22 protein-coding genes are annotated in these 19,560 nt (G+C 64.1%); 12 read left to right on the forward strand and 10 right to left on the reverse strand.

Going from position 1 to position 19,560, the window contains the following annotated elements; all coding sequences use genetic code 11:
* Positions 1-46: 46 nt before the first annotated feature.
* Positions 47-655 carry a hypothetical protein gene (locus K663_RS12215; RefSeq protein ID WP_062117923.1) on the reverse strand — a complete coding sequence of 203 codons (609 nt, stop codon included), beginning with the start codon at positions 653-655 and terminating at the stop codon, positions 47-49.
* Between the two features lie 154 nt (positions 656-809).
* Between K663_RS12215 and ispH the strand changes: the two genes are divergently transcribed.
* The 3 genes from ispH to rnhA are packed head-to-tail and all read left to right on the forward strand — an operon-like array spanning position 810 to position 3,194.
* Positions 810-1,757 carry a 4-hydroxy-3-methylbut-2-enyl diphosphate reductase gene (ispH, locus tag K663_RS12220; protein ID WP_062117924.1) on the forward strand — a complete coding sequence of 316 codons (948 nt, stop codon included), beginning with the start codon at positions 810-812 and terminating at the stop codon, positions 1,755-1,757.
* A gap of 4 nt (positions 1,758-1,761) precedes the next feature.
* Positions 1,762-2,739 (forward strand): homoserine kinase, encoded by a 978-nt coding sequence (thrB, locus tag K663_RS12225; RefSeq protein WP_062117926.1) that lies wholly within the window; start codon positions 1,762-1,764, stop codon positions 2,737-2,739.
* 8 nt (positions 2,740-2,747) lie between these two features.
* Positions 2,748-3,194 (forward strand): ribonuclease HI, encoded by a 447-nt coding sequence (gene rnhA / locus K663_RS12230; protein ID WP_062120832.1) that lies wholly within the window; start codon positions 2,748-2,750, stop codon positions 3,192-3,194.
* 36 nt (positions 3,195-3,230) lie between these two features.
* Here the strand turns inward: rnhA and K663_RS12235 are convergent, their stop codons facing one another.
* The 3 genes from K663_RS12235 to K663_RS12245 form a co-directional block, all read right to left on the reverse strand.
* Entirely contained in the window at positions 3,231-3,650 is a 420-nt protein-coding gene (locus K663_RS12235) for a UrcA family protein (protein WP_083535893.1), read from the reverse strand.
* Positions 3,651-3,750: 100 nt separating this feature from the next.
* A complete protein-coding gene (locus K663_RS12240) occupies positions 3,751-4,860 on the reverse strand; it encodes an NAD(P)/FAD-dependent oxidoreductase (protein ID WP_062117930.1) in 1,110 nt (369 codons plus the stop codon).
* The gene (locus K663_RS12245; RefSeq protein WP_083535974.1) at positions 4,857-5,822 is read right to left on the reverse strand and encodes an alpha/beta fold hydrolase; all 966 of its coding nucleotides are present in this window, start codon (positions 5,820-5,822) and stop codon (positions 4,857-4,859) included. Before K663_RS12245 ends, K663_RS12240 begins: the two co-directional genes overlap by 4 nt.
* A gap of 41 nt (positions 5,823-5,863) precedes the next feature.
* Here K663_RS12245 and K663_RS12250 point away from each other — a divergent pair, with 41 nt between their 5' ends.
* The 7 genes from K663_RS12250 to K663_RS12280 all read left to right on the forward strand — a co-directional run bounded on the left by K663_RS12250 (position 5,864) and on the right by K663_RS12280 (position 12,947).
* A complete protein-coding gene (locus K663_RS12250; RefSeq protein WP_062117932.1) occupies positions 5,864-6,337 on the forward strand; it encodes an A24 family peptidase in 474 nt (157 codons plus the stop codon).
* Positions 6,338-6,387: 50 nt separating this feature from the next.
* On the forward strand, positions 6,388-7,404 hold the full coding sequence (gene cpaB, locus K663_RS12255; RefSeq protein ID WP_062120838.1) for a Flp pilus assembly protein CpaB: 1,017 nt from the start codon (positions 6,388-6,390) through the stop codon (positions 7,402-7,404).
* Position 7,405: 1 nt separating this feature from the next.
* On the forward strand, positions 7,406-8,926 hold the full coding sequence (locus tag K663_RS12260) for a type II and III secretion system protein family protein (RefSeq protein WP_062117935.1): 1,521 nt from the start codon (positions 7,406-7,408) through the stop codon (positions 8,924-8,926).
* Between the two features lie 17 nt (positions 8,927-8,943).
* The gene (locus K663_RS12265) at positions 8,944-9,591 is read left to right on the forward strand and encodes a CpaD family pilus assembly protein (RefSeq protein ID WP_062117938.1); all 648 of its coding nucleotides are present in this window, start codon (positions 8,944-8,946) and stop codon (positions 9,589-9,591) included.
* A gap of 2 nt (positions 9,592-9,593) precedes the next feature.
* Positions 9,594-10,877 (forward strand): pilus assembly protein CpaE, encoded by a 1,284-nt coding sequence (locus K663_RS12270; protein ID WP_062117941.1) that lies wholly within the window; start codon positions 9,594-9,596, stop codon positions 10,875-10,877.
* A gap of 63 nt (positions 10,878-10,940) precedes the next feature.
* Positions 10,941-11,939 (forward strand): type II secretion system F family protein, encoded by a 999-nt coding sequence (locus K663_RS12275; protein ID WP_062120841.1) that lies wholly within the window; start codon positions 10,941-10,943, stop codon positions 11,937-11,939.
* Positions 11,940-11,954: 15 nt separating this feature from the next.
* The gene (locus tag K663_RS12280) at positions 11,955-12,947 is read left to right on the forward strand and encodes a type II secretion system F family protein (RefSeq protein WP_062117944.1); all 993 of its coding nucleotides are present in this window, start codon (positions 11,955-11,957) and stop codon (positions 12,945-12,947) included.
* Positions 12,948-13,003: 56 nt separating this feature from the next.
* Here the strand turns inward: K663_RS12280 and K663_RS12285 are convergent, their stop codons facing one another.
* The 5 genes from K663_RS12285 to K663_RS12305 form a co-directional block, all read right to left on the reverse strand.
* Positions 13,004-13,696, reverse strand: a complete 693-nt coding sequence (locus tag K663_RS12285) for an aspartate/glutamate racemase family protein (RefSeq protein ID WP_062117951.1) — start codon at positions 13,694-13,696, stop codon at positions 13,004-13,006.
* Between the two features lie 57 nt (positions 13,697-13,753).
* Positions 13,754-14,398 (reverse strand): hypothetical protein, encoded by a 645-nt coding sequence (locus tag K663_RS12290; RefSeq protein ID WP_062117954.1) that lies wholly within the window; start codon positions 14,396-14,398, stop codon positions 13,754-13,756.
* 10 nt (positions 14,399-14,408) lie between these two features.
* Complete coding sequence (locus tag K663_RS12295; RefSeq protein WP_235589439.1) at positions 14,409-14,684, reverse strand: proton-translocating transhydrogenase family protein; 276 nt, start codon at positions 14,682-14,684, stop codon at positions 14,409-14,411.
* A 111-nt stretch (positions 14,685-14,795) separates the two neighbouring features.
* Entirely contained in the window at positions 14,796-15,914 is a 1,119-nt protein-coding gene (locus tag K663_RS12300) for an NAD(P) transhydrogenase subunit alpha (RefSeq protein WP_062120844.1), read from the reverse strand.
* A gap of 25 nt (positions 15,915-15,939) precedes the next feature.
* Positions 15,940-16,065, reverse strand: a complete 126-nt coding sequence (locus K663_RS12305; protein ID WP_062117959.1) for an aa3-type cytochrome c oxidase subunit IV — start codon at positions 16,063-16,065, stop codon at positions 15,940-15,942.
* Between the two features lie 154 nt (positions 16,066-16,219).
* Here K663_RS12305 and K663_RS12310 point away from each other — a divergent pair, with 154 nt between their 5' ends.
* Positions 16,220-17,668 (forward strand): sigma-54-dependent transcriptional regulator, encoded by a 1,449-nt coding sequence (locus K663_RS12310; RefSeq protein ID WP_062117964.1) that lies wholly within the window; start codon positions 16,220-16,222, stop codon positions 17,666-17,668.
* Between the two features lie 88 nt (positions 17,669-17,756).
* Complete coding sequence (locus K663_RS12315) at positions 17,757-18,389, forward strand: hypothetical protein (RefSeq protein WP_062120847.1); 633 nt, start codon at positions 17,757-17,759, stop codon at positions 18,387-18,389.
* A gap of 38 nt (positions 18,390-18,427) precedes the next feature.
* Here K663_RS12315 and folP read toward each other — a convergent pair whose 3' ends face one another.
* The gene (gene folP, locus K663_RS12320) at positions 18,428-19,555 is read right to left on the reverse strand and encodes a dihydropteroate synthase (RefSeq protein WP_062117967.1); all 1,128 of its coding nucleotides are present in this window, start codon (positions 19,553-19,555) and stop codon (positions 18,428-18,430) included.
* Between the last annotated feature and the right edge of the window lie 5 nt (positions 19,556-19,560).

The raw sequence follows: 19,560 nt of genomic DNA on the forward strand, positions 1-19,560 counted from the left end.
AAAGGGGCTTCGACTTGTCTCAGCCCGAACGGAAAAAGAGTTGGGCTTAACGGGTCGCGTTATATCGGAGCTGGTCCTGGGTCAGGTTGAAACCCACGAGCAGCTCGAAACTGGTTCGTTGCAGCGCCGCCCGGACGTCAGGCTGGGCGAAGGGATCGATGGCCGCATCGGCATCGCCCGCCTTGCGCTTCTGGGTGATCTTCGCCTGAATGTCGGCGGGCAGCGTAGCGGCCGCCTTATCGACATAGGAGCCCGCCTTGGCCGTCGCGGTGGCGCGATACTCACCAGCGGGGAAGTCCAGCACGACCTGCCCCACCCGCTTCGCGATAACGGCGGAGCCGCCCCGCACGACGGCGGAGAAGAAGGGCAGCGTCACCTGCCGCGCCGCCGTGGCGTCAGTCCGGCGGGCGTTTACGGTGAAGGTCGCCTCGCTGTAGAATTGCGCGCCTTCCGAGCAGGTGGAGCGCAGGTTGGTCATGTTGGCCACCACATCGATCGCCCGCGCGTCGGTGCTGCCGGCAGGATTGAAGAGCGTTATATCGCCCGTATAGGCCGGGATCGCGGCGACCGGGCAGGCCGAGCGTACAGCGACGATGCCGCCAGTGGGATCGATTTCCCCCCGGCGCGAACAGCCCGCAAGGGCAAGGGCGAGCATTCCAGTCAGCGCAAGTCGAGAAAAGGTCACGAGGCAATCCCTTGGGAACAGGCTGGGGCTTCTTATCCGCAGCCCGCCGCTCGCGCAACCGAAAGGAACGCTCAAAACCCCCTCACCCCTTCCTTCCGGCGCGACATTAGCCTAAGCGGCAGCCATGACCGCCCGTTCTCCCCTGAAGCTGCTGATCGCCGCACCGCGCGGCTTCTGCGCCGGTGTCGACCGCGCCATCGTCATCGTCGAAAGGGCGATCGAGAAATATGGCGCGCCCGTCTATGTCCGGCATGAGATCGTCCACAATAAATATGTGGTCGATACGCTGAAGGCCAAGGGAGCGATCTTCGTCGAGGAATTGGACCAGGTACCCGATGGCGTGCCGGTCGTCTTTTCCGCCCATGGCGTGCCCAAGGCCGTGCCCGCGAAGGCGGAGGAACGCGGCCTGGATTATCTGGACGCCACCTGTCCGCTGGTCAGCAAGGTGCACCGGCAGGCGGAGCGGCAAGCCGAGGCAGGACGCCATATTCTGTTCATAGGGCACAAGGGGCATCCCGAAGTCGTGGGCACCTTCGGTCAGGTGGACGCAGGTCACATGACATTGATCGAGACGGTGGAAGATGCCGAAGCCTTCACGCCTTCGGACCCTGAAAATCTGGCCTTCCTGACCCAGACGACGCTGTCGGTCGATGATACCGCCGCGATCGTGGAGGCTTTGCAGCGTCGGTTCCCGTCGATCCACGCGCCCAAGGGCGAGGACATCTGCTACGCAACATCGAACCGGCAGGCGGCGGTCAAGGCGATCGCGGCGCACTGCGAGGCAATGTATGTGATCGGCGCGCCCAACAGTTCCAATTCGCTGCGTCTGGTGGAAGTGTCGACCCGCGAAGGCACGCCCGCACGACTGATCGAGCGCGCCGACGACATCGACTTCCCATGGTTGGAGAATGTGCGCACGCTGGGGCTGACCGCCGGGGCCTCCGCGCCCGAAGTGCTGGTGCGCGAAGTGGTGGACCGGCTGGCGGCGCGCTTCGACGTGACCGAGGAGCACGTGGAAACAGCACGCGAAAACATCGCCTTCAAGCTGCCGCGCGGACTGGAGACGGCGTAAGGCGATGGCTGTCTATACCCATGTTCCCGCCGAGGAAATCGACGCTTTCCTCTCACGCTATGACGCCGGCCGGCTGGTTTCCGCCAAGGGCATCGCGGAAGGCGTGGAAAACAGCAATTATCTGCTGGAAACGACCGGCGCGGACGGCAACGGCCATCGCTACATATTGACGCTTTACGAAAAGCGGGTGGATGAGGCGGACCTGCCCTTCTTCATGGACCTGCTCGATCATCTGGGCTCACGCGGCTGTCTGGTGCCGCGGTTCATTGCGGATCGCCAGGGCAAACGGCTCCAGCAGCTTGGCGGGCGTCCCGCTTGCCTGATCGAATTCCTGACCGGCATCTCGCTTACCGAACCAACCGCCGCGCAGGCGCGGGCGGCGGGCGCGGCCTTGGGCCAGATGCACCGGGCGGCCGAAGGCTTTGCCCGCGAACGGCGCAACGCGCTTGACCTTGCCGGATGGCATGAGCTGGCCGCCAAGTGCGGCGAGCATTTCGACGAGATCGCTGCGGGGCTTGGGCAGCGGGTCGCCGACGAACTGGCTTTTCTTGACGCACATTGGCCAGCCGACCTGCCGCGTTCGGTGATACACGCCGATCTGTTTCCCGACAATGTGCTGATGCTGGGGGACGAGGTCACAGGCCTCATCGACTTTTATTTCAGCTGCACCGACATTCGCGCCTACGATCTGGCGGTCACGCATAGCGCATGGGTGTTCAGCAATGACGGCGCGCGATTCTTCGCCGATCGGTCAGATGCGCTTCTGGCAGGCTATGAAAGCGGGCACGGGCTTTCCGATGGCGAACGTGCCGCTTTCCCGACGCTTTGCCGGGGCGCGGCGCTACGGTTTCTGCTGACGCGCGCCTATGACTGGATCAACACGCCGCCGGATGCGCTGGTGACGCGCAAGGATCCGCTGGCTTATCTGCGACGGCTGGACTTCTATGCGGATGTAGCAGCGAATGAGTTGCTTAGCGCGTGACGTCGCAAGTGGCCGATTTACCCCAAGTCGAAATCTTCACGGACGGTGCGTGCAAGGGAAATCCCGGCCCCGGCGGCTGGGGAGCCGTGCTGCGCTTTGGCGACAAGGAGAAGGAAATCTCCGGCGGCGAGGCGATGACGACGAACAATCGCATGGAAATGATGGCGGCGGTCGAGGCGCTGAACGCCCTCACCCGCCCATGCAGGGTGACAGTCTATACCGACAGCAAATATGTCATGGACGGCATCACCAAATGGGTGTTCGGCTGGCAGAAAAATGGCTGGAAAACCGCTGATCGAAAACCGGTGAAGAATAGCGACATATGGCAGGCGCTACTTGCGGCCGCCGCGCGCCATCAGGTGAGCTGGCAATGGGTAAAGGGCCATGCGGGCCACCCGGAGAATGAGCGCGCCGACCAACTGGCCTGCGCGGCTGCCGAAAGCTTCCGGGCCTAGGGGAGCTTTTATGGCGCTCCCCCAGGCGACTGGTTATCAAGGATATCGGGTCGTCCAGTCAGCCGGATAGGGTGGCTGCCAGCGACTGCCCGCGACCCAGGTTGTGCCCCGCGGCGCAAAGCCTTCCTCGACCGTTCCGGCCCGGGCCATCGCGTCCTTCACCGCGGCGTCGCGACAGGAGGGAACGACCGGCGATCCGCTGTCCGATTCGCCCAGCTTGTCGCAAAGGAAACGGGCGGTTAGCGACAGGCGGCGGCGAAGTTCATCCTTGCCGGCTTTGGTGCTGATGTCGAGATCGGCATAGCTGACCGGATGGGACAGCGACTGCACATTGTCCGGCACCCTGCCATACCGCCCGGTGACGATGATTTCTTCCGGCGGCTGGGCCATGCTGCTGCTGGCCATAAACAGTCCCGAGACAATCAGGACTGATCCCGATATTATCGACTTTCTCATGACGGCATCCTCCTAATCCAGGATCGGCCGCTTCATTATTTCATCGCATCTGCATGCGTGCGGCCGGTGACATAACGTGACCCACCATTGATCGTTCCGGTTATTCGTAACCGAAACGCGTGGGCGAATAGGCGGCGGCATCGACCCCCGCGACCGCCTCAGAAGCCGCATTTCCGGTCAGCAAGGCGGCCCCCAGCAGCGCCGCGGCAGGCGCGGTTTGGATACCGAAACCGCCCTGTCCTGCGAACCAGAAGAACCCGGAATTGCAGGCATCGAACCCGAACACCGGCGCGCGGTCAGGCGCGAAGCTGCGCAGGCCCGCCCATTTGCGTTCCACTGCGTCGATCGGCCAATCCACCACATGCTGAAAGCGGGCGATCGCTTCCGCCACGGCCAGTTCCTCCGGCGCGGCGTCACAGGGGGGCGAGGGTTCCTCATCATGCGGGGTCAACCATATCCGCCCTTCCCCCTCCGGCTTGAAATAGAAGCGGGAGCGAAGGTCCATGACCAATGGCAGGTCAGCGCCCGGCATGGTGGGGACGCGCAGTTGCACCACGGTGCGGCGCAAGGGAGTGATGCCGATTGGGGTGACGCCGCTGCGTAGTGCGACATCGTCAGCCCATGCACCTGCCGCGTTGACGAGAATACCGCATTCGATAACGCCTTCGCTGCTCTGGATCCGCCATCCTGCCGAATCCGCGCTTGCCCTGTCGAGCGAGACGCCAAGCCGCAGCTTTCCGCCTCTGGCGCGAAACTGTCGCAGATAGGCGTGATGCAGCGCGGCAACATCGATGTCGCAGACGGCGGGTTCCAGCAATCCGAGGGTCCATTGCGGACGAAGTCCCGGCAGCAGCGCGGCAGGATCTACCCGATGCAGTTCGACACGCCCGGAAAATTCCTGCGCCAACCGGTCCCGCGCCTCTTCGTCACCCGAGCGTCCGATATGCAGGGTGCGGCGCGGCGACAGAAAGGATCGGGAGGAGAAATCTGGTGCTGGCGAACGGAGCAATGGCCCGGACGCCGTGGTCAGCGGCTGGACCGCGCGGCCGCCATAGGTTTCTTCCCAGAAGGCCACGGAACGGCCAGTGGCGTGATAGCCCGCGCTATCCTCTCTTTCCAGGATCAGCACCGACGCGTCGGCCGCGAGTTCCGCGCCCAGGCTCGCCCCGGCGATGCCGCCCCCGATGATGACGATGTCGAAACGGCTCATACGGGCGCTACTTCGTCCAGGAATGCGTCTATCCGCCGCAAGGCGTCCAGCCGCACGGGGTCCAGCTCGCGCAATATTTCGTGCGCGGCTTCGGCGCCATAAACATGCAGGCGCGCGGCGGGAATGCGCGCGGCCATCCTGCGGATGGCGGGCGTGGACACCAGCCGGTCCACATTCGTGGCGAGGATGAGCAGAGGCACTCGGATGTGCTTCAGGGCTTCGTCCTGTTCCAGCGCGCGGGTCGATTGCAGCGCCTGCGCGACCCAGCGCCAGCTCGGCGGCCCCAGCGCCACATCACGGCTATGGTCACGCCACCAGAGTTCGTCGGCATAGCGTTCGGGGTCATGCGTCAGCCGTTTCTGCCGCATCGCCCGCTGGCGGCCGGAATCCTCCTTCTGCGTCCATGCCCGACGGCTTTCAAAACCAAGCGCGCACATTGCATGCGTGATCGCCACGGCCAGCCAGCGGGGCAAGGGCGCGGTGTGGACGCCCATCATCGGCGCGACGGTTATGGCGACGTCGGGGGGTGGCATGCCTTCCGCCAAGGCGCGCAGCAGCAGATGTCCGCCCATGCTGTGCGCGACGATCGCATGGGGGCCGGTCGACTGCGCCCGCCAATCGGCGACAAAGGCTTTGAGGTCCGCGACCCATTGGCCGAAGTCGTCGATATGCCCGCACATCGGGTCGTCCGTCAGCCTGCCCGACCCGCCCTGGCCGCGCCAGTCAAAGGCAGTGACCGCCCAGCCCCGCGCGGCCCAATGGGCAATGACTTCCAGATATTTCTCGATCATGTCGCCGCGTCCGCCCAGCATCAGCAACTGGCCGCGCTGGCCATCCCCCAATCGGTAGCGGCGCAGGGACCAGCCATCGGGCGCGGTCCAATGGTCGAGCCGCCCGTTCATCGGCCAGGCACGACGGTCAAAGGCCGGTGGGACGGAGGCAGGCGAATCCATGGGGCGCATGGTTACGGTTTGGTAAGCCATCGGGTCTAGGGTTTAGATTCATGACGGGGGAATATTTCAGGCTGGCGCTGCTGTGCGCCCTTGGCGTGCTGCTGATCACTGCATCCGTGACGGATCTGCGGTCGCGCATCATCTCCAACCGGCTGAACCTGGGCATCGCTGCCCTGGCCCCGCTGTGGTGGATGGCCAGCGGCCTGCCGCTATGGCCGGGCATGGTGATGCAGCTGGCGCTGGGGCTGACCGTCTTCGTCTTGTTCACCACGCTCTTCGCCATGGGTTGCATGGGCGGCGGCGACGTCAAGCTGCTCGGCGCGCTGGCGCTGTGGTTCCCGTGGCCCGCCGTGCTATCGATGCTGGTGGTGATGGCTCTGCTGGGTGGCGTGGTGACGATCGTCACCGTGGTCCACCATCGCATGACCAGAACGCTGGGGCAGCCGCAAATTCCTTATGGCATCGCAATATCCGTCGCCGCGCTTTGGTTGATTGGCGAACGATATCTTAACCATTTTGCGTAAAATTCGGGGCTCGGGCGCATGCCGCCTGAATGAGGGAGACGAATTTCATCATGGACGCCAAGAAAATCCTGTTGCTGGCGGGGGCGCTAGTCATAGCGGTCACTACAGCTCTTCTCGCGCGCAACATGCTGAGTTCGTCAGGTGCGCCACAAGCCAACGCATCGGCCATGCCGGTGGAAGCAAACCAGCCGCATGTGCTGGTCGCGACCAAGGCGCTGCCGGTAGGCACCATCCTGGACGCAGAAAGCTTCCGCTTTCAGCCCTGGCCCAAGGATCTGGTCGAGCAGGCCTATTATCTGCAAGGTCAGGCTGATCCGGCAAAGCTGGCTGGCAGCGTCGTGCGTACCGCCATCTCCGCCGGACAGCCGATGACGGTGGGTTCGGTCATCAAGCCGGGTGAGCGCGGTTTCCTCGCCGCAGCGCTCGGGCCGGGCATGCGCGCCGTCACGGTGCCGGTGTCGGCCCAGAATTCGGTCGCGGGCTTCGTCTTTCCGGGCGACCGCGTCGACCTGATGCTGACGCAGAGCGTGTCTGGCGGCGGCGACGGCGAACCGCTCAAGGTTTCCGAAACCATCCTGCGCAACCTGCGCGTACTCGCGACCGACCAGCGCATGGATGCGCTGGGCGCGGATGGCAAGCCGGTCGTGCAGACCTATTCCAACGTCACCATCGAAGTGACGCCCAAGATCGCCGAGAAGATCGCGGTGGCGCAGACCATCGGCTCGCTCTCGCTGACGCTGCGTTCGATCGCGGATAATGCGTCCGACCTTGACGCCGCCATTGCCGGGACGGACATCGACCTGCCCGACGGCGCCAATCCGAACGCGGAAAAGAAGATCATCGCCAAGCTCGCCGCTCGTCCGATCGACAAGGGCAGCACCTTTTCCACCGGCGCCGACGTGTCGCGCTACCAGCGCAGCTCCGTCCCCGCCAAGCCGCTGCAGACCGCTGCTGCAGGAGCCGTGCCTTTGAGCGGCGCTTCTTCTGGCATCGGCGCAGGCAGCGGACCAGTTATCCGCGTCGCACGCGGCACCAATGTGACCGTTGTTCCGGTCGGGGGGAAATAAGATGACGCGTTTCAACCTTCATACGGGCAAGGCGGCGATTAAGCCGCTTGTCGGCCCCGCGATCGCGCTGGGCCTGGCGGTCGCCATGGCCGCCACGCCGACTACCGCTCTCAATGCCGCGCCTTCATCCATGCAGGATAATGCAATCCTGATGTCGGTGGGCGGCAGCAAGGTCATCAACCTCAACGCGAAAATGTCCGACGTCGTGATCGGCGACCCCAATGTGGTCGATGTCCATGTCCGCGCCCAGAACCAGCTGTACCTGATCGCCAAGTCGGCGGGTGAAACCAGCGTGTTCGTGACCGCGACCAACGGCAAGGTGCTGTTTTCCGGTACGGTACGCGTCGGCAACAACCTGACCAGCATCGACGACATGCTGAAGCTGGCGATGCCGGGCGCGCAGATCGCGGTCAACAAGATGAACGGCATGGTCCTGCTGACCGGCACCGTCGCAGCGCCCGAGGACGCCGCCGAGGCCGAGCGGCTGACCCAGGCTTTCGTCGGCAAGGATGTGACGGTGGTCAGCCGCCTGCGCACCGCGACGCCGCTTCAGGTCAACCTGCAGGTCAAGATCGCCGAAGTCAGCCGCGACCTGGGCCACCAGATCGGCGTAAACCTCTCGGCGATTGCCACTGGCAACGGCCGCATCATCGACAGCATCGGTCGCGCCGACCGCGACTTCGTCACGCGCGGTAGCAATGCGAACGGCACTACCTACACCTTCAACAATCCCACCGACGGCACCACATCGTTGGGCTTTGTCGCCAACCTGCTGGGCATGGACGTCGCCGGCGCGCTGGACCTTGCCGAATCGAGCGGTCTTGCAACCTCCCTCGCCCAGCCGAACCTGACTGCGCTGTCGGGTGAAACCGCGAGCTTCCTGGCCGGTGGCGAATATCCCTATACCGTCAGCAACGGGACGCAGGGCAACAGCATCGAGTTCAAGCAATATGGCGTGCAACTAGCCTTCACGCCCACCGTGCTGGCGGACGGCCGCATTTCGCTGCGCGTTCGCCCCACCGTGTCGAGCCTGGACTTTTCGGTCAACACAACCGTCCCCGCGCTCAAGAGCCGGACGGCCGAAACAACCGTTGAACTGGGTTCAGGCCAGGCCTTCATGATTGCGGGCCTGCTGAACAACGATACCGCCAATTCGATCAGCAAGACGCCGGGCTTCGGCGAAATCCCGATCCTGGGCAGCCTGTTCAAGTCGCGCCGTTTCCAGCGCCATGAAACCGAACTGGTCATTCTGGTCACCCCCTATCTGGTGAAGCCGATGAATGCTTCGGATGCGCGCCTGCCGACGGACGGCTACCGCAATTCCAATGTGGGTCAGGGGCTGCTGTTCCAGCAGGGTAATGACGGGGTGAGCGGCGCGCGTGCGCCGATGCCTCGCCGCGAACCCAGCGGTCCTGCTCCTACTCCCGGCCCGCAGGCATCCGCCTCGCTGCCGGTGGTGACGGCCCGCGCCGAGGGCAAGCATCCGGCCAAGACGGCCGCCGCTCCCGGCTTCAGTTTCTGATCGGAAGGACGACAGTCATGACTTCCATGTTCGCCACGAATTTCGTCCGCATCGGCGCTCTTGCCCTGCTGGCGCTGCCGCTCGCCGCCTGCCAGACCGACGTCAATCGCGGCGTCGAATCGGTGCATCAGCCGGTCGTCAGCCACGACGCCTACACCTATGATGTGCAGGCCGGGCCTGACGGCGGGCTGACCGCTTCGGAAGCGCGTCGCCTGGACGACTGGTTCGCATCCATCGGCCTTGGCTATGGCGATCAGGTCGCGATCGTGACCGACGCCTATTACAGCCCGACGCTGCGCGACGGCATCGCCGATGTGGTGGCGCGCCACGGCATGCTGGTGAGTGAAGACAGTTCGGCTGCGGCAGGCATGGCGCCCGCCGGCAGCGTCCGGCTGGTCGTCCGCCGCGCGGTCGCCCGCGTGCCCGGCTGCCCCGACTGGTCCGACAAGGGCGAAACCAATGTTCAGCTCGGCACCACGTCGAACTTCGGGTGCGGCGTCAACGGCAATCTGGCCGCGATGGTCGCCAACCCCGACGACCTGGTCCGTGGCCAGAGCAGCGCGAGCGACCTGCGCACCGCGACATCGAATCGCGCAATTTCAACCTATCGCGAAAAAGCGCCGACCGGTTCTGGAGATCTCAAATCGCTGTCGGGAGGCAATTGATCATGAACGCACCCTGGAAACCTGCCATGTCTGGACAGCGTGACCCCTTCCACGCCTTTGTTTGCGACGATCACAGCCACGATCTGCTGGCGATGGTTGCCGCCGAAATGGGCTGGGCGCCTGAAAAGGTGAACAAGGGCGGCATGCGCAACGCCGTGCAGAGCCTGTCGGTCAGCGCATCCCCTCAAATCCTGTTTGTCGATATGTCCGAAAGCGGCGACCCGCTGAACGACATCAACAGTCTGGCGGAAGTCTGCGAACCGGGCACGGTGGTGATTGCCGCCGGGCAGGTCAATGACGTGCGCCTGTATCGCGACCTGCTGGCCAGCGGGATCCAGGACTATCTGCTCAAGCCCTTTGGCGCCGACCAGTTGCGCGACGCTTTGGCGCAGGCGCAGGCCGTGTTCTTTGCGCCACGTGACGCCGCGCCTGAACGCCCGCACATGACCGTCGCAGTCATCGGCACGCGCGGCGGTGTCGGCGCGTCGAGCATCGCGACCTCAATCGGCTGGATGCTTTCGGAAAAGCAGAAGCGGCCTACCGCGCTGCTGGACCTGGACGTCCATTTCGGCACCAATGCGCTGGCGATGGATCTGGAACCGGGCCGTGGCCTGACCGACGCGATCGACAATCCCAGCCGTATCGACGGCCTGTTCATCGAACGCGCCATGGTGCGCGCAAGCGACACATTGGCGATCCTGTCGGCCGAAGCGCCGATCAGCCAGCCGATGCTGACCGATGGCGGCGCATTCTATCAACTGCTGGAGGAATTCCGCGCGGCGTTCGAATGCAGCGTCATCGATCTGCCGCGCCACATGCTGATCCAGCATCCGCACCTGATGAGCGACGTCAATGTCGCGGTGGTCGTCACCGAACTGACGCTGGCGGCGGCGCGCGATTCGATCCGCATCCTTTCCTGGCTGAAGAGCAACGCGCCCCAGTCGCGCTTGCTGGTGGTCGCCAACCGCGTTCATGCGGGCGTGCCGGAAATCAGCCGGAAGGATTTCGAAACGTCGATCGAACGCAAGGTCGATATCCTGATCCCGTTCGACCTGAGGATTGCCGCGCAGTCCGCCAAGCTCGGCAAGACGCTGGCGGAAACAGCCAAGGGCAGCAAGGTCGGATCGGCCTGCGCAACCCTGCTCGATGCGGTGATCGGCGCGGCTGACGACCACGAAGCTGCAGCCGACGGCAAGGCAGCGAAAAAGAAGGGCGACTCCCTGCTGGGCAAGATCGGCGATCTCAGAAGCCTGATCCCGGCCCGCAAGGACAAAGCCAAGGCGTAAGTTTCAAGCGCGCGCCGCCGCAAGTGACGGCGTGGCGGCTTTACTACGGGAATGGGCGAACAGATGGACGGCAATTTCATCCTGCTGCTGGTGCTGCTGACGGCCTTCACAGGCTTGGTCGCGATGGCCTTTGCCGGGCCTTCGGCCGACAAGGCGAGCAAGCGGCGCGTCGCCCTGATCCGCGAACGTCACAGCGGTTCGACCGATGCACTGATGGAAGCGCGGATGCGCAAGGTCATTTCGAACCGGCAGCCCGGCAGCGAGATGAAGATGCTCGTGTCGCTGGTGCCCAACCCCGAAAATCTCGCCAAGCGCATCAGGATGACCGGCAAGAAATGGACGGTCAGCCAGTATATGACCGCTTGCGCCATCACCGCCCTGACGCTGTGCGCGGTGATGTTTTTGCGCGGCTTCGCTCCACTGCTGGCGATCATGGTCAGCCTGGCGGCGGGGCTGGCCCTGCCCCATATGTGGGTGGGACGCCTGATCAAGAAGCGCGTGTTTCAATTCACCGCCAAATTCCCCGACGCGCTGGAACTGCTGACGCGCGGCCTGCGCTCTGGCCTGCCCATCACCGAAACCCTCGGCGTCGTCGCGAGTGAAGTTCCGGGGCCGGTGGGCGAGGAATTCAAGCTGATCACCGAACGGATCAAGATCGGCAAGACCATGGACCAGGCGCTGCAGGAAACGGCCGATCGGCTGGGCACGCCGGAGTTCCAGTTTTTCGTCATCAGCCTGGCGATCCAGCGTGAGACCGGCGGCAACCTGGCCGAAACCCTGTCGAACCTGGCCACGGTGCTGCGCCAGCGCGCGCAGATGAAGCTGAAAATCCGGGCGATGTCGTCCGAGTCCAAGGCGTCGGCCTACATCATCGGGGCGCTGCCGTTCCTGGTCTTCGGGATGATCTGCTACATCAACTTCCAGTATATGACCCCATTCTTCACATCCGATCCGGCCGGTCTGTTCGGGATGTCGACGATGCAGGTCATCGGTCTGGGCGGCATGTGCTGGATGGGGATCGGCGTCTTCATCATGTCGCAGATGATCAACTTCGAGATCTGACGGGGAAAGACAGTCATGGAAACCGCTCCCCTCCCCGCCGGCACGCTCTTTGGGCTGTCCGCCACCGATTTCGGCACATTGCTTGCCGCGGTTGCGACGCTGGCGATGATGTTCGTCCTCTATTCGGTCATGACCGTGCGCGACCCCATGGCCAAGCGGGTCAAGGCGCTGAATGAACGCCGCGAGCAGTTGAAGGCGGGCATCACCGCCTCCACCGCGCGCCGCCGCGCCAAGCTGGTCAAGACGAACCAGGCGACCGACCAGATGCGGTCGTTCCTGTCGGGTCTCAAGGTGCTTCAGGACGATCAGCTTAAAGAGGCGCAGATGAAGCTGGCGCAGGCCGGCATCCGGTCGAAGGACTGGGCGGTCGCGGTCATCTTTGGTCGCATGGTGCTGCCGATTTTGATCGGCGGAACGGCGGCTCTGCTGCTTTATGGCGTTGGGATGTTCCCCGAGTGGGGCGGAGCCAAGCGTTTCATGGCGTTCGCCGGTGCGTTGCTGCTGTCCTACAAGGCGCCCGACATCTTCATCGACAATCAGGTGCAGAAGCGTTCCGCCGCGATTCGCAAAGGCTTGCCCGATGCGCTCGACCTGCTTGTCATCTGCGCAGAGGCGGGCTTGACGGTCGATGCCGCCTTCGCCCGCGTGTCCAAGGAATTGGGCAAGGCCTATCCGGAACTGGGCGACGAATTTCAGCTCACAGCGATCGAACTCAGCTTCCTGACCGAACGGCGCATGGCCTTTGAAAACCTGGCGAACCGCGTGAAGCTGGACGCGATCAAGGGCGTGGTGACGACCATGATCCAGACGGAAAAATATGGCACGCCGCTCGCCTCGGCCCTGCGCGTGCTATCCGCCGAATTCCGCCATGAACGCATGATGCGCGCCGAGGAAAAAGCCGCACGCCTGCCCGCGATCATGACGGTGCCGCTCATCCTCTTCATCCTGCCGACGCTGTTCGTCGTGATCCTTGGCCCTGCGGCCTGCTCGATCAGCACTGCATTCTGACGATATAACAGGAGAGAAGAAGGGGGCGCTGAAAGGCATCCCCTTTTTTAGTCGATTCAGTCGCCAAGGATCACATCCACCCCGGCCCGGGCATGGATGGCGGTGCCATCGTAGATAGGCAAGACATTCGCCTTTACATCGACGATCATCTCCAGCTCCGTGCAGGCCAGGATCGCCGCCTGCACATTTTCCTTGGCGATGTCGGTCAGTTCGGAACGCATATAGCGTTCGGACTCCCGGCTGACCTTGCCGATGGTCAGTTCTTCATAAACGATGCGATCAATCCGCTCGGCCAGTTCGAGGTCCGGCGGCAGCAGGGATATCCCATGTCCCACCAACCGCTGGCGGTAGAATTTTTCGGTCATGACGTTGCGGGTGCCGATAAGCGCCGCCTTTTCCACACCGTCCGCCTTCATCTTGCGGCCGACCGCGTCGGCGATGTGGACGATGGGCACATCCACCCCCGCCTGCACTTCGTCATAGACGCGGTGCATGCTGTTGGCGCAGATCAGCAGCGCTTTCGCCCCTGCCTGCTCCAATCGGCGAGCCGACGCCGTCAGCACCTGCGCGGCATGGACCCATTCCTCGTCAGTGGTTGAGCGGCCGATGTCGGCGAAGTCCAGGCTCTCGATCAACAGCGGGGCGCTGTGCTGGCCGCCCTTCGCGCGGTGAACCGCCTGGTTGATGATCTGGTAATAGCGTCCCGTGGACGTCCAACTGAGACCGCCGATCAAACCGAGCTTCTGCATCTAATATCTTACCCCAATCGCACCGGCAGGAGGCTCCTGCATCTTTCCATCCAAGCGTTACGGACCGCGCCCCGCATCGGCAAGCCCCAGCCCCCGCGCCCCACCGCGCAGGCGCAGCGCAACACCGGCGCCGCCTGCCCCGGCAAGGCCGCCAGCCGCCACCATGCCGATATTTTGCAATAGAAATGCCAGGGCTGCGGCCGACCAGCCCGCCATGCCGATCGCCAGCGCAAGCAGGGCGATGCCGCCCACATCGCGCCTGATCAGCGCAATGAACGCAGCGCCGCACGCGATTGCCCCTGTCAACAGGGTGATGACGAGCATGAGCAAGTGGCGCATCGCGATGCCGTCGCTTCCCTGGTCGATCAGGCCGAACGCATAGGGATTGAGCCAGACGGCCGCTGCTGCACACATGGCGGCGCACCCGGCAAGTCCCGCAAGCCCCGTTATCAGAAAGAACAGCCCATGATGCGGCCATTCGCGTCCCATCAGCAGCCCCAGCGCGGCCCCGATGACCAGCGCGCCAATGATCTCGGGCATGTTGATAAAATCCATGCCATACACGGCGGCGGCGGTCAGCAGGACGATCCCCGCCGCAGCCGCATGACGCTGCCTACGCGCAGGCGTCCCGCCCGACGGCCATATTGACAGGAAAAAGAGGAAGGCTGCGACGGCCCAACCGAGCATGATCGCATCGATCACGACGCTGCGCTCACGGACGGGATGATATCTGCCCGGTCTTTTCCAGGCGTCGCGTCGCGATGAACGCGCCGCAGAAGGAGGCGCATGCCAGGAGGATTGCGATCAGGCCAAGATAGCGCGCGGCAGCACTGCCCGCCTCGGCCGCCACTACGAGCGCGCCCGCGATACCCGACGAAGAGAGTATAAGAAGGGGAGCGACCAGCGCCGGAAGGCGCGCGAACGGCAGACGCCAAGCCGCGAATGCGCCGACGGTGCAAGCAAGAAGAAAGGAGAAGAGGAAAAGCATGCTCATTCCTTTCTCGATCCCGTCCTGACTTTCTGGAGGTGAACAGGAGGAGCAGAAATTCCTCCGAAGGCCTGCCCTCCCCGCCACTGGGGCAGGGAGGGCTTCCGGCCATTACAGCAGACGTTCGCTGACAACCTTGCCGCCTTGCGTCACGCGGATGGCATTGCCGATTTCCTCATCCAGCACCGGCGCATTCTGTTCCTTGTTCCAGAAGGCCGAGAGGAAATTATAGAGGTTGCGCGCGAACAGGGCCGACGCGTCAGTCGCGAGGCGCGAAGGCACATTCTTGTGACCCACGATCTTCACGCCATGCCGCTCGACCACCTGGCCCAGCACCGCGCCCTCCACATTGCCGCCCTGCTCGACGGCGAGATCGACGATCACGCTGCCCGGCTTCATCGTCGCGATCTGAGCGTCGGTGATGAGGCGCGGCGCGGGCTTGCCGGGGATAAGCGCCGTGGTGATGACGATATCCTGCTTGGCGATGTGGCTCGACACCAGGTCAGCCTGCGCCTTTTGATAATCCTCCGACATTTCGGTGGCATAGCCGCCCGTGCCTTCGCCCTCGATGCCGGCAACGCTTTCGACGAAGACGGCTTTCGCGCCGAGGCTCTCGATCTGCTCCTTGGTAGCGGAGCGCACGTCCGTCGCCGAAACCTGAGCGCCCAGGCGCTTGGCGGTCGCGATCGCCTGAAGCCCCGCGACGCCGACGCCCATGATGAACGCCTTTGCCGGGGAAATCGTGCCCGCCGCCGTCATCATCATCGGAAAGGCGCGGCCATATTCATAGGCCGCGTCCAGCACCGCCTTGTAACCGGCGAGGTTCGACTGCGAAGAAAGTATATCCATCGACTGGGCGCGGGTGATGCGCGGCATGAATTCCATCGCCAACGCTTCATAGCCCGCCGCCGCATAGGCATCGACGCGCGCGCGCTCCACGAAGGGATTAAGGCCTGCGACCACCCATGCGCCGGGTTTGGCGCCGGTGATGCTGGCCACATCAGGACCCTGGACACCCAATATGATGTCCGCGCCCGCGACGGTCGTCGCGCGGTCGCCCAAGGTAGCGCCCATCGCTGCATAGTCGGCATCGGCGATGGAGGCGGACAGGCCTGCGCCTGATTCCACCGCGACATCTGCGCCCAGGCCCACGAATTTCTTGACGGTTTCCGGCGTACCGGCGACCCTGCGCTCGCCCTCGGCGAGTTCCTTGATAATTGCAATTTTCATCGACATCCCCCTGGCGGCGCTGATCTTAGCTGGAGATCAGCAGGACGACGATCGCAGCCAGAACCACGCTGGCGATGGTGCCCCACTTCACGAGGGACACGAACCCTGCATAGGTCTGGTTCGCGCTCTCCATATTTCCTTCTGACGCCATGTCCGTTCCCTTGTCAGCCTGTGTTTGAGCGCGCCCCTCTTATCGACAAGCCCCTCCCCCCTCAACCTCCAAACCGAGGAAGAAAAACTTTCCGGTTAAGGCCGCCTTTACCCGCTTCAACTAGGCTGCGCCCATAGTTCATAAAGGGGGTAAGATGGCGCGCGACGGCGTTCCCATGCTGATGCTGATCGACGAGGAACCTGCTCAGCGCAGGCTCGTGTCCGCGCTTGCAGCCCGCGCCGGATGGCGCACGATCTTCGCCAATGATGGCGACATGGCCATTGCGATGCTCGGCACGCAGGACGGCATGCGGCTGGACGCGGTGCTGCTCGATCAATGGAGTCCCGGCTATGATGCGGCTGGTCTGGTGCGCGAATTGCGCGCCCGCAGGCCCGCCCTGCCCATCCTGATCCTGACCGCGCATAACAGCGTCGCGGTCGCCGTTGAAGCGATGCGGGCAGGCGCCACCGATTACCTCGCCAAGCCGGTAGCGCCGGAAAGACTGCTTGCCGCGCTCAACGCCACCCTGTCGAACGAGCATGGCAAGGGGGAGCTGCGACCGCTCACCGAAAAGATTTCGGCCGCCCTTTCCTTCGAAGATGTCGTCGGCGCTGCGCCGCAGTTCCGCACGGCGCTCGCCATCGCGGCCAAGGCGGCGCGCGCGCGCGTACCGGTGTTGATCGAGGGCGAGAGCGGCGTGGGCAAGGATGTGATCGCCCGCGCCATCCATGCCGCCTCGCCGCGCCATAAGCAGGCCATGGTGACAGTGAATTGCGGCGCGATTCCCGCCAATCTGGTCGAGTCGGACCTCTTCGGCCATGAGCGGGGCGCTTTCACCGGCGCTTTCGAGCGGCAGGTGGGCAAGTTTGCATCCGCCGACATGGGAACCATCTTCCTGGACGAAATCAGCGAAATGCCGCTGGACGCCCAGGTCAAGCTGCTCCGCGTGCTTCAGGATGGAGAGGTGCAACCGATCGGCGCGCGGCGGCCGATCCATGTCGATGTGCGCGTCATCGCCGCCACCAACAAGCGGCTGGCCGACGAGATAGAGGCGGGACGTTTCCGCGAAGACCTTTATTATCGCCTGAACGTCGTCCAGTTGACGGTACCGCCGTTGCGGGATCGGATCGGCGATGTGCCCGCGCTATGCCGCCATCTGCTCGCGCGAATCGCGACACAGCCGGGGCTTCGCAGCCTGGGCCTGACGGACGACGCGCTGGCGCTTTTGATGCAGCATGACTGGCCGGGCAATGTGCGCCAGCTTCAAAACGCCCTCTTCCGCGCGGCCGTGCTGTGCGAGGGTGATGCGCTGACCCCGCAGGACTTTCCGCAGATCGCCTCGCATATCCGCCTGCGGGCCGAGGGCGAACCGCTCCATCCGCGTCTGCGCGCCGTGCCGCAGACGCATCGGGAAGCAGCAGGCATCACCCTGTTCGAAGGCGATGGCCATGTCCGGCAGTTGGCCGAGATCGAAGCGGACGTTATCCGCCTGGCGATCGGCCACTATCGCGGACGCATGACTGAAGTCGCCCGGCGCCTGGGCATCGGGCGTTCGACGCTGTACCGCAAGCTTGCCGAACTGGGCATCGACAGCGCCGCCTGATCCGGGTTTTCACGCCAAAAGCCTTATCCTTTGCGCGCCGCACCGTTGCAGCGTTGAAATGTCGCGCTGGCTATGCTTTGCATCGGGCATGAAAAGCTCCAGCCTCGTCGCCTGCCTCCCCATCCTGCTACTAGTCGCCTGCGGGCGCGCCGAACCGGTCGAGGATATGCCCAGCCAGGAGGAACTGGCCGCTGCCGCCAACGCCGCCGCTGCCAAGGCGGTCGCCGCTGACAAGGCCGAGAGCGAAGAGAGCCGCAATTATGTGAATCTCGATCGCGGCTTTTCCATCACCTTCCCGGAAGGCTGGGAAAAGGACACATCCGCGAGCGACCCGGATGGCGTGATATATCGGGACCCCGGCGCTGGCGCTGACGTCCGCATATTCTGGCAGCCCGACGAAGACGGGAAGACGCTGCAACAAGCCGTGTCGGCCATCAGCAGCGGTTCAGAAGGCGTCGATGGCGACTTCATCGGCGACAATGAATATCGCGGGACCGCGAATGACGGCGAAGGCAATAATGTCGCCGTGCGCCTGCTGCGCCAGCCCAGCGGCGCAATCGTAACGGCGACGTTCGGCTATCCCGAGATGCTGAGCGAACAATATCAGGCAATAGCCGAGAAGGTACTAGACAGCCTGCGCATTTTCGCGCCCAGGGCGGAAACGGCAGAGGGTGGAGCTGCGCCGGGCGCTGCGGCAAATGCGGCGGGCACGGCTCAATAGGGTCGTTAGAAGAAGCGGCGGGCAGACCCCCGTTCAGGCTAAACCGTGCTTAGTCCTGCATCGGCCAGTCCGCGCCACAGGTGCAGGGCCTGCACGCTCTCCTTCACATCATGCACCCGCACCATCTGCGCGCCCAGTTGCGCGGCGCGGAAGGCAAGCGCGATGGAGCCGCCCAGCCGATCAGCCGCGGGCGCTTCGTTGGACAACGCTCCAATCAGCCGCTTGCGGCTTCCGGCAAAGAGCAGTGGCACGCCCAGCCCCTGAAACGTCGCCAGACCATTTACCAGCGCCAGATTGTCGGCCAACGACTTGCCAAAGCCAAGACCCGGATCGACCATGATCCTGTCGCGCCCGATGCCCGCGGCCACACAGGCGTCTATCCGCGCTTCCAGCATGTCGAATATATCGGCCACGACATCGCCATAGCCACCAGGATTGTCGTGTGGATCATCCCCAGCGGACGGCGCGTGCATCAGGATGACCGGGCAGCCCGCCGCAGCGGCCACTTCCATTGCGCGGGGGTCATGGGCCAGCGCGCTCACATCGTTGATGACCTTGGCTCCGGCGACGAGTGCGGCCTCCATCACGGCAGCCTTTCGCGTGTCGATCGACACGGGCACCCCCGCCGCCGCCAGCCGCTCGATCACTGGCACGACGCGGGCGATCTCATCGCCCTCCCAGACTTTTGGCGCCTTGGGCCGGGTTGATTCGCCGCCGACGTCGATCAGCGCCGCCCCAGCCGCCGCCATGGCAAAGCCCGCTTCAGCGGCCGCCTGCGGGTCATCCATATGCTTGCCGCCGTCAGAAAAACTGTCCGGCGTGACGTTCAGGATCGCCATCACCTGCGGCGCGTCAAAGCGGATGGTGCGGTCGCCCAGCGCCAGCGGTGGACGCGTCGCGGAGATATTGGCGGCCAGCCGCTGCGCGCGTCCGGCCAGCGAATTGGGCAGATCTGCAATCTTTTCCGCAAAATCAGCGACGGGCAGGACTGTCCGGGCCAGCCGCTCCCGCCCCTTCAGCACCGTCAGTTCATAGCCCTGGAACCAGATCAGCCCATTGGCCATCCGCGCCGCCGATCCTTCGAGCACCCCGATAGGGGAAGGCACGAACCATGTCGGCTTCAGATACAACCGGGCATCGGCGGGAATGGGGGGAAGGTTCGCCATCGACG

The organism is Sphingobium sp. MI1205 (assembly GCF_001563285.1).
In the GTDB taxonomy this organism is placed as follows: domain Bacteria; phylum Pseudomonadota; class Alphaproteobacteria; order Sphingomonadales; family Sphingomonadaceae; genus Sphingobium.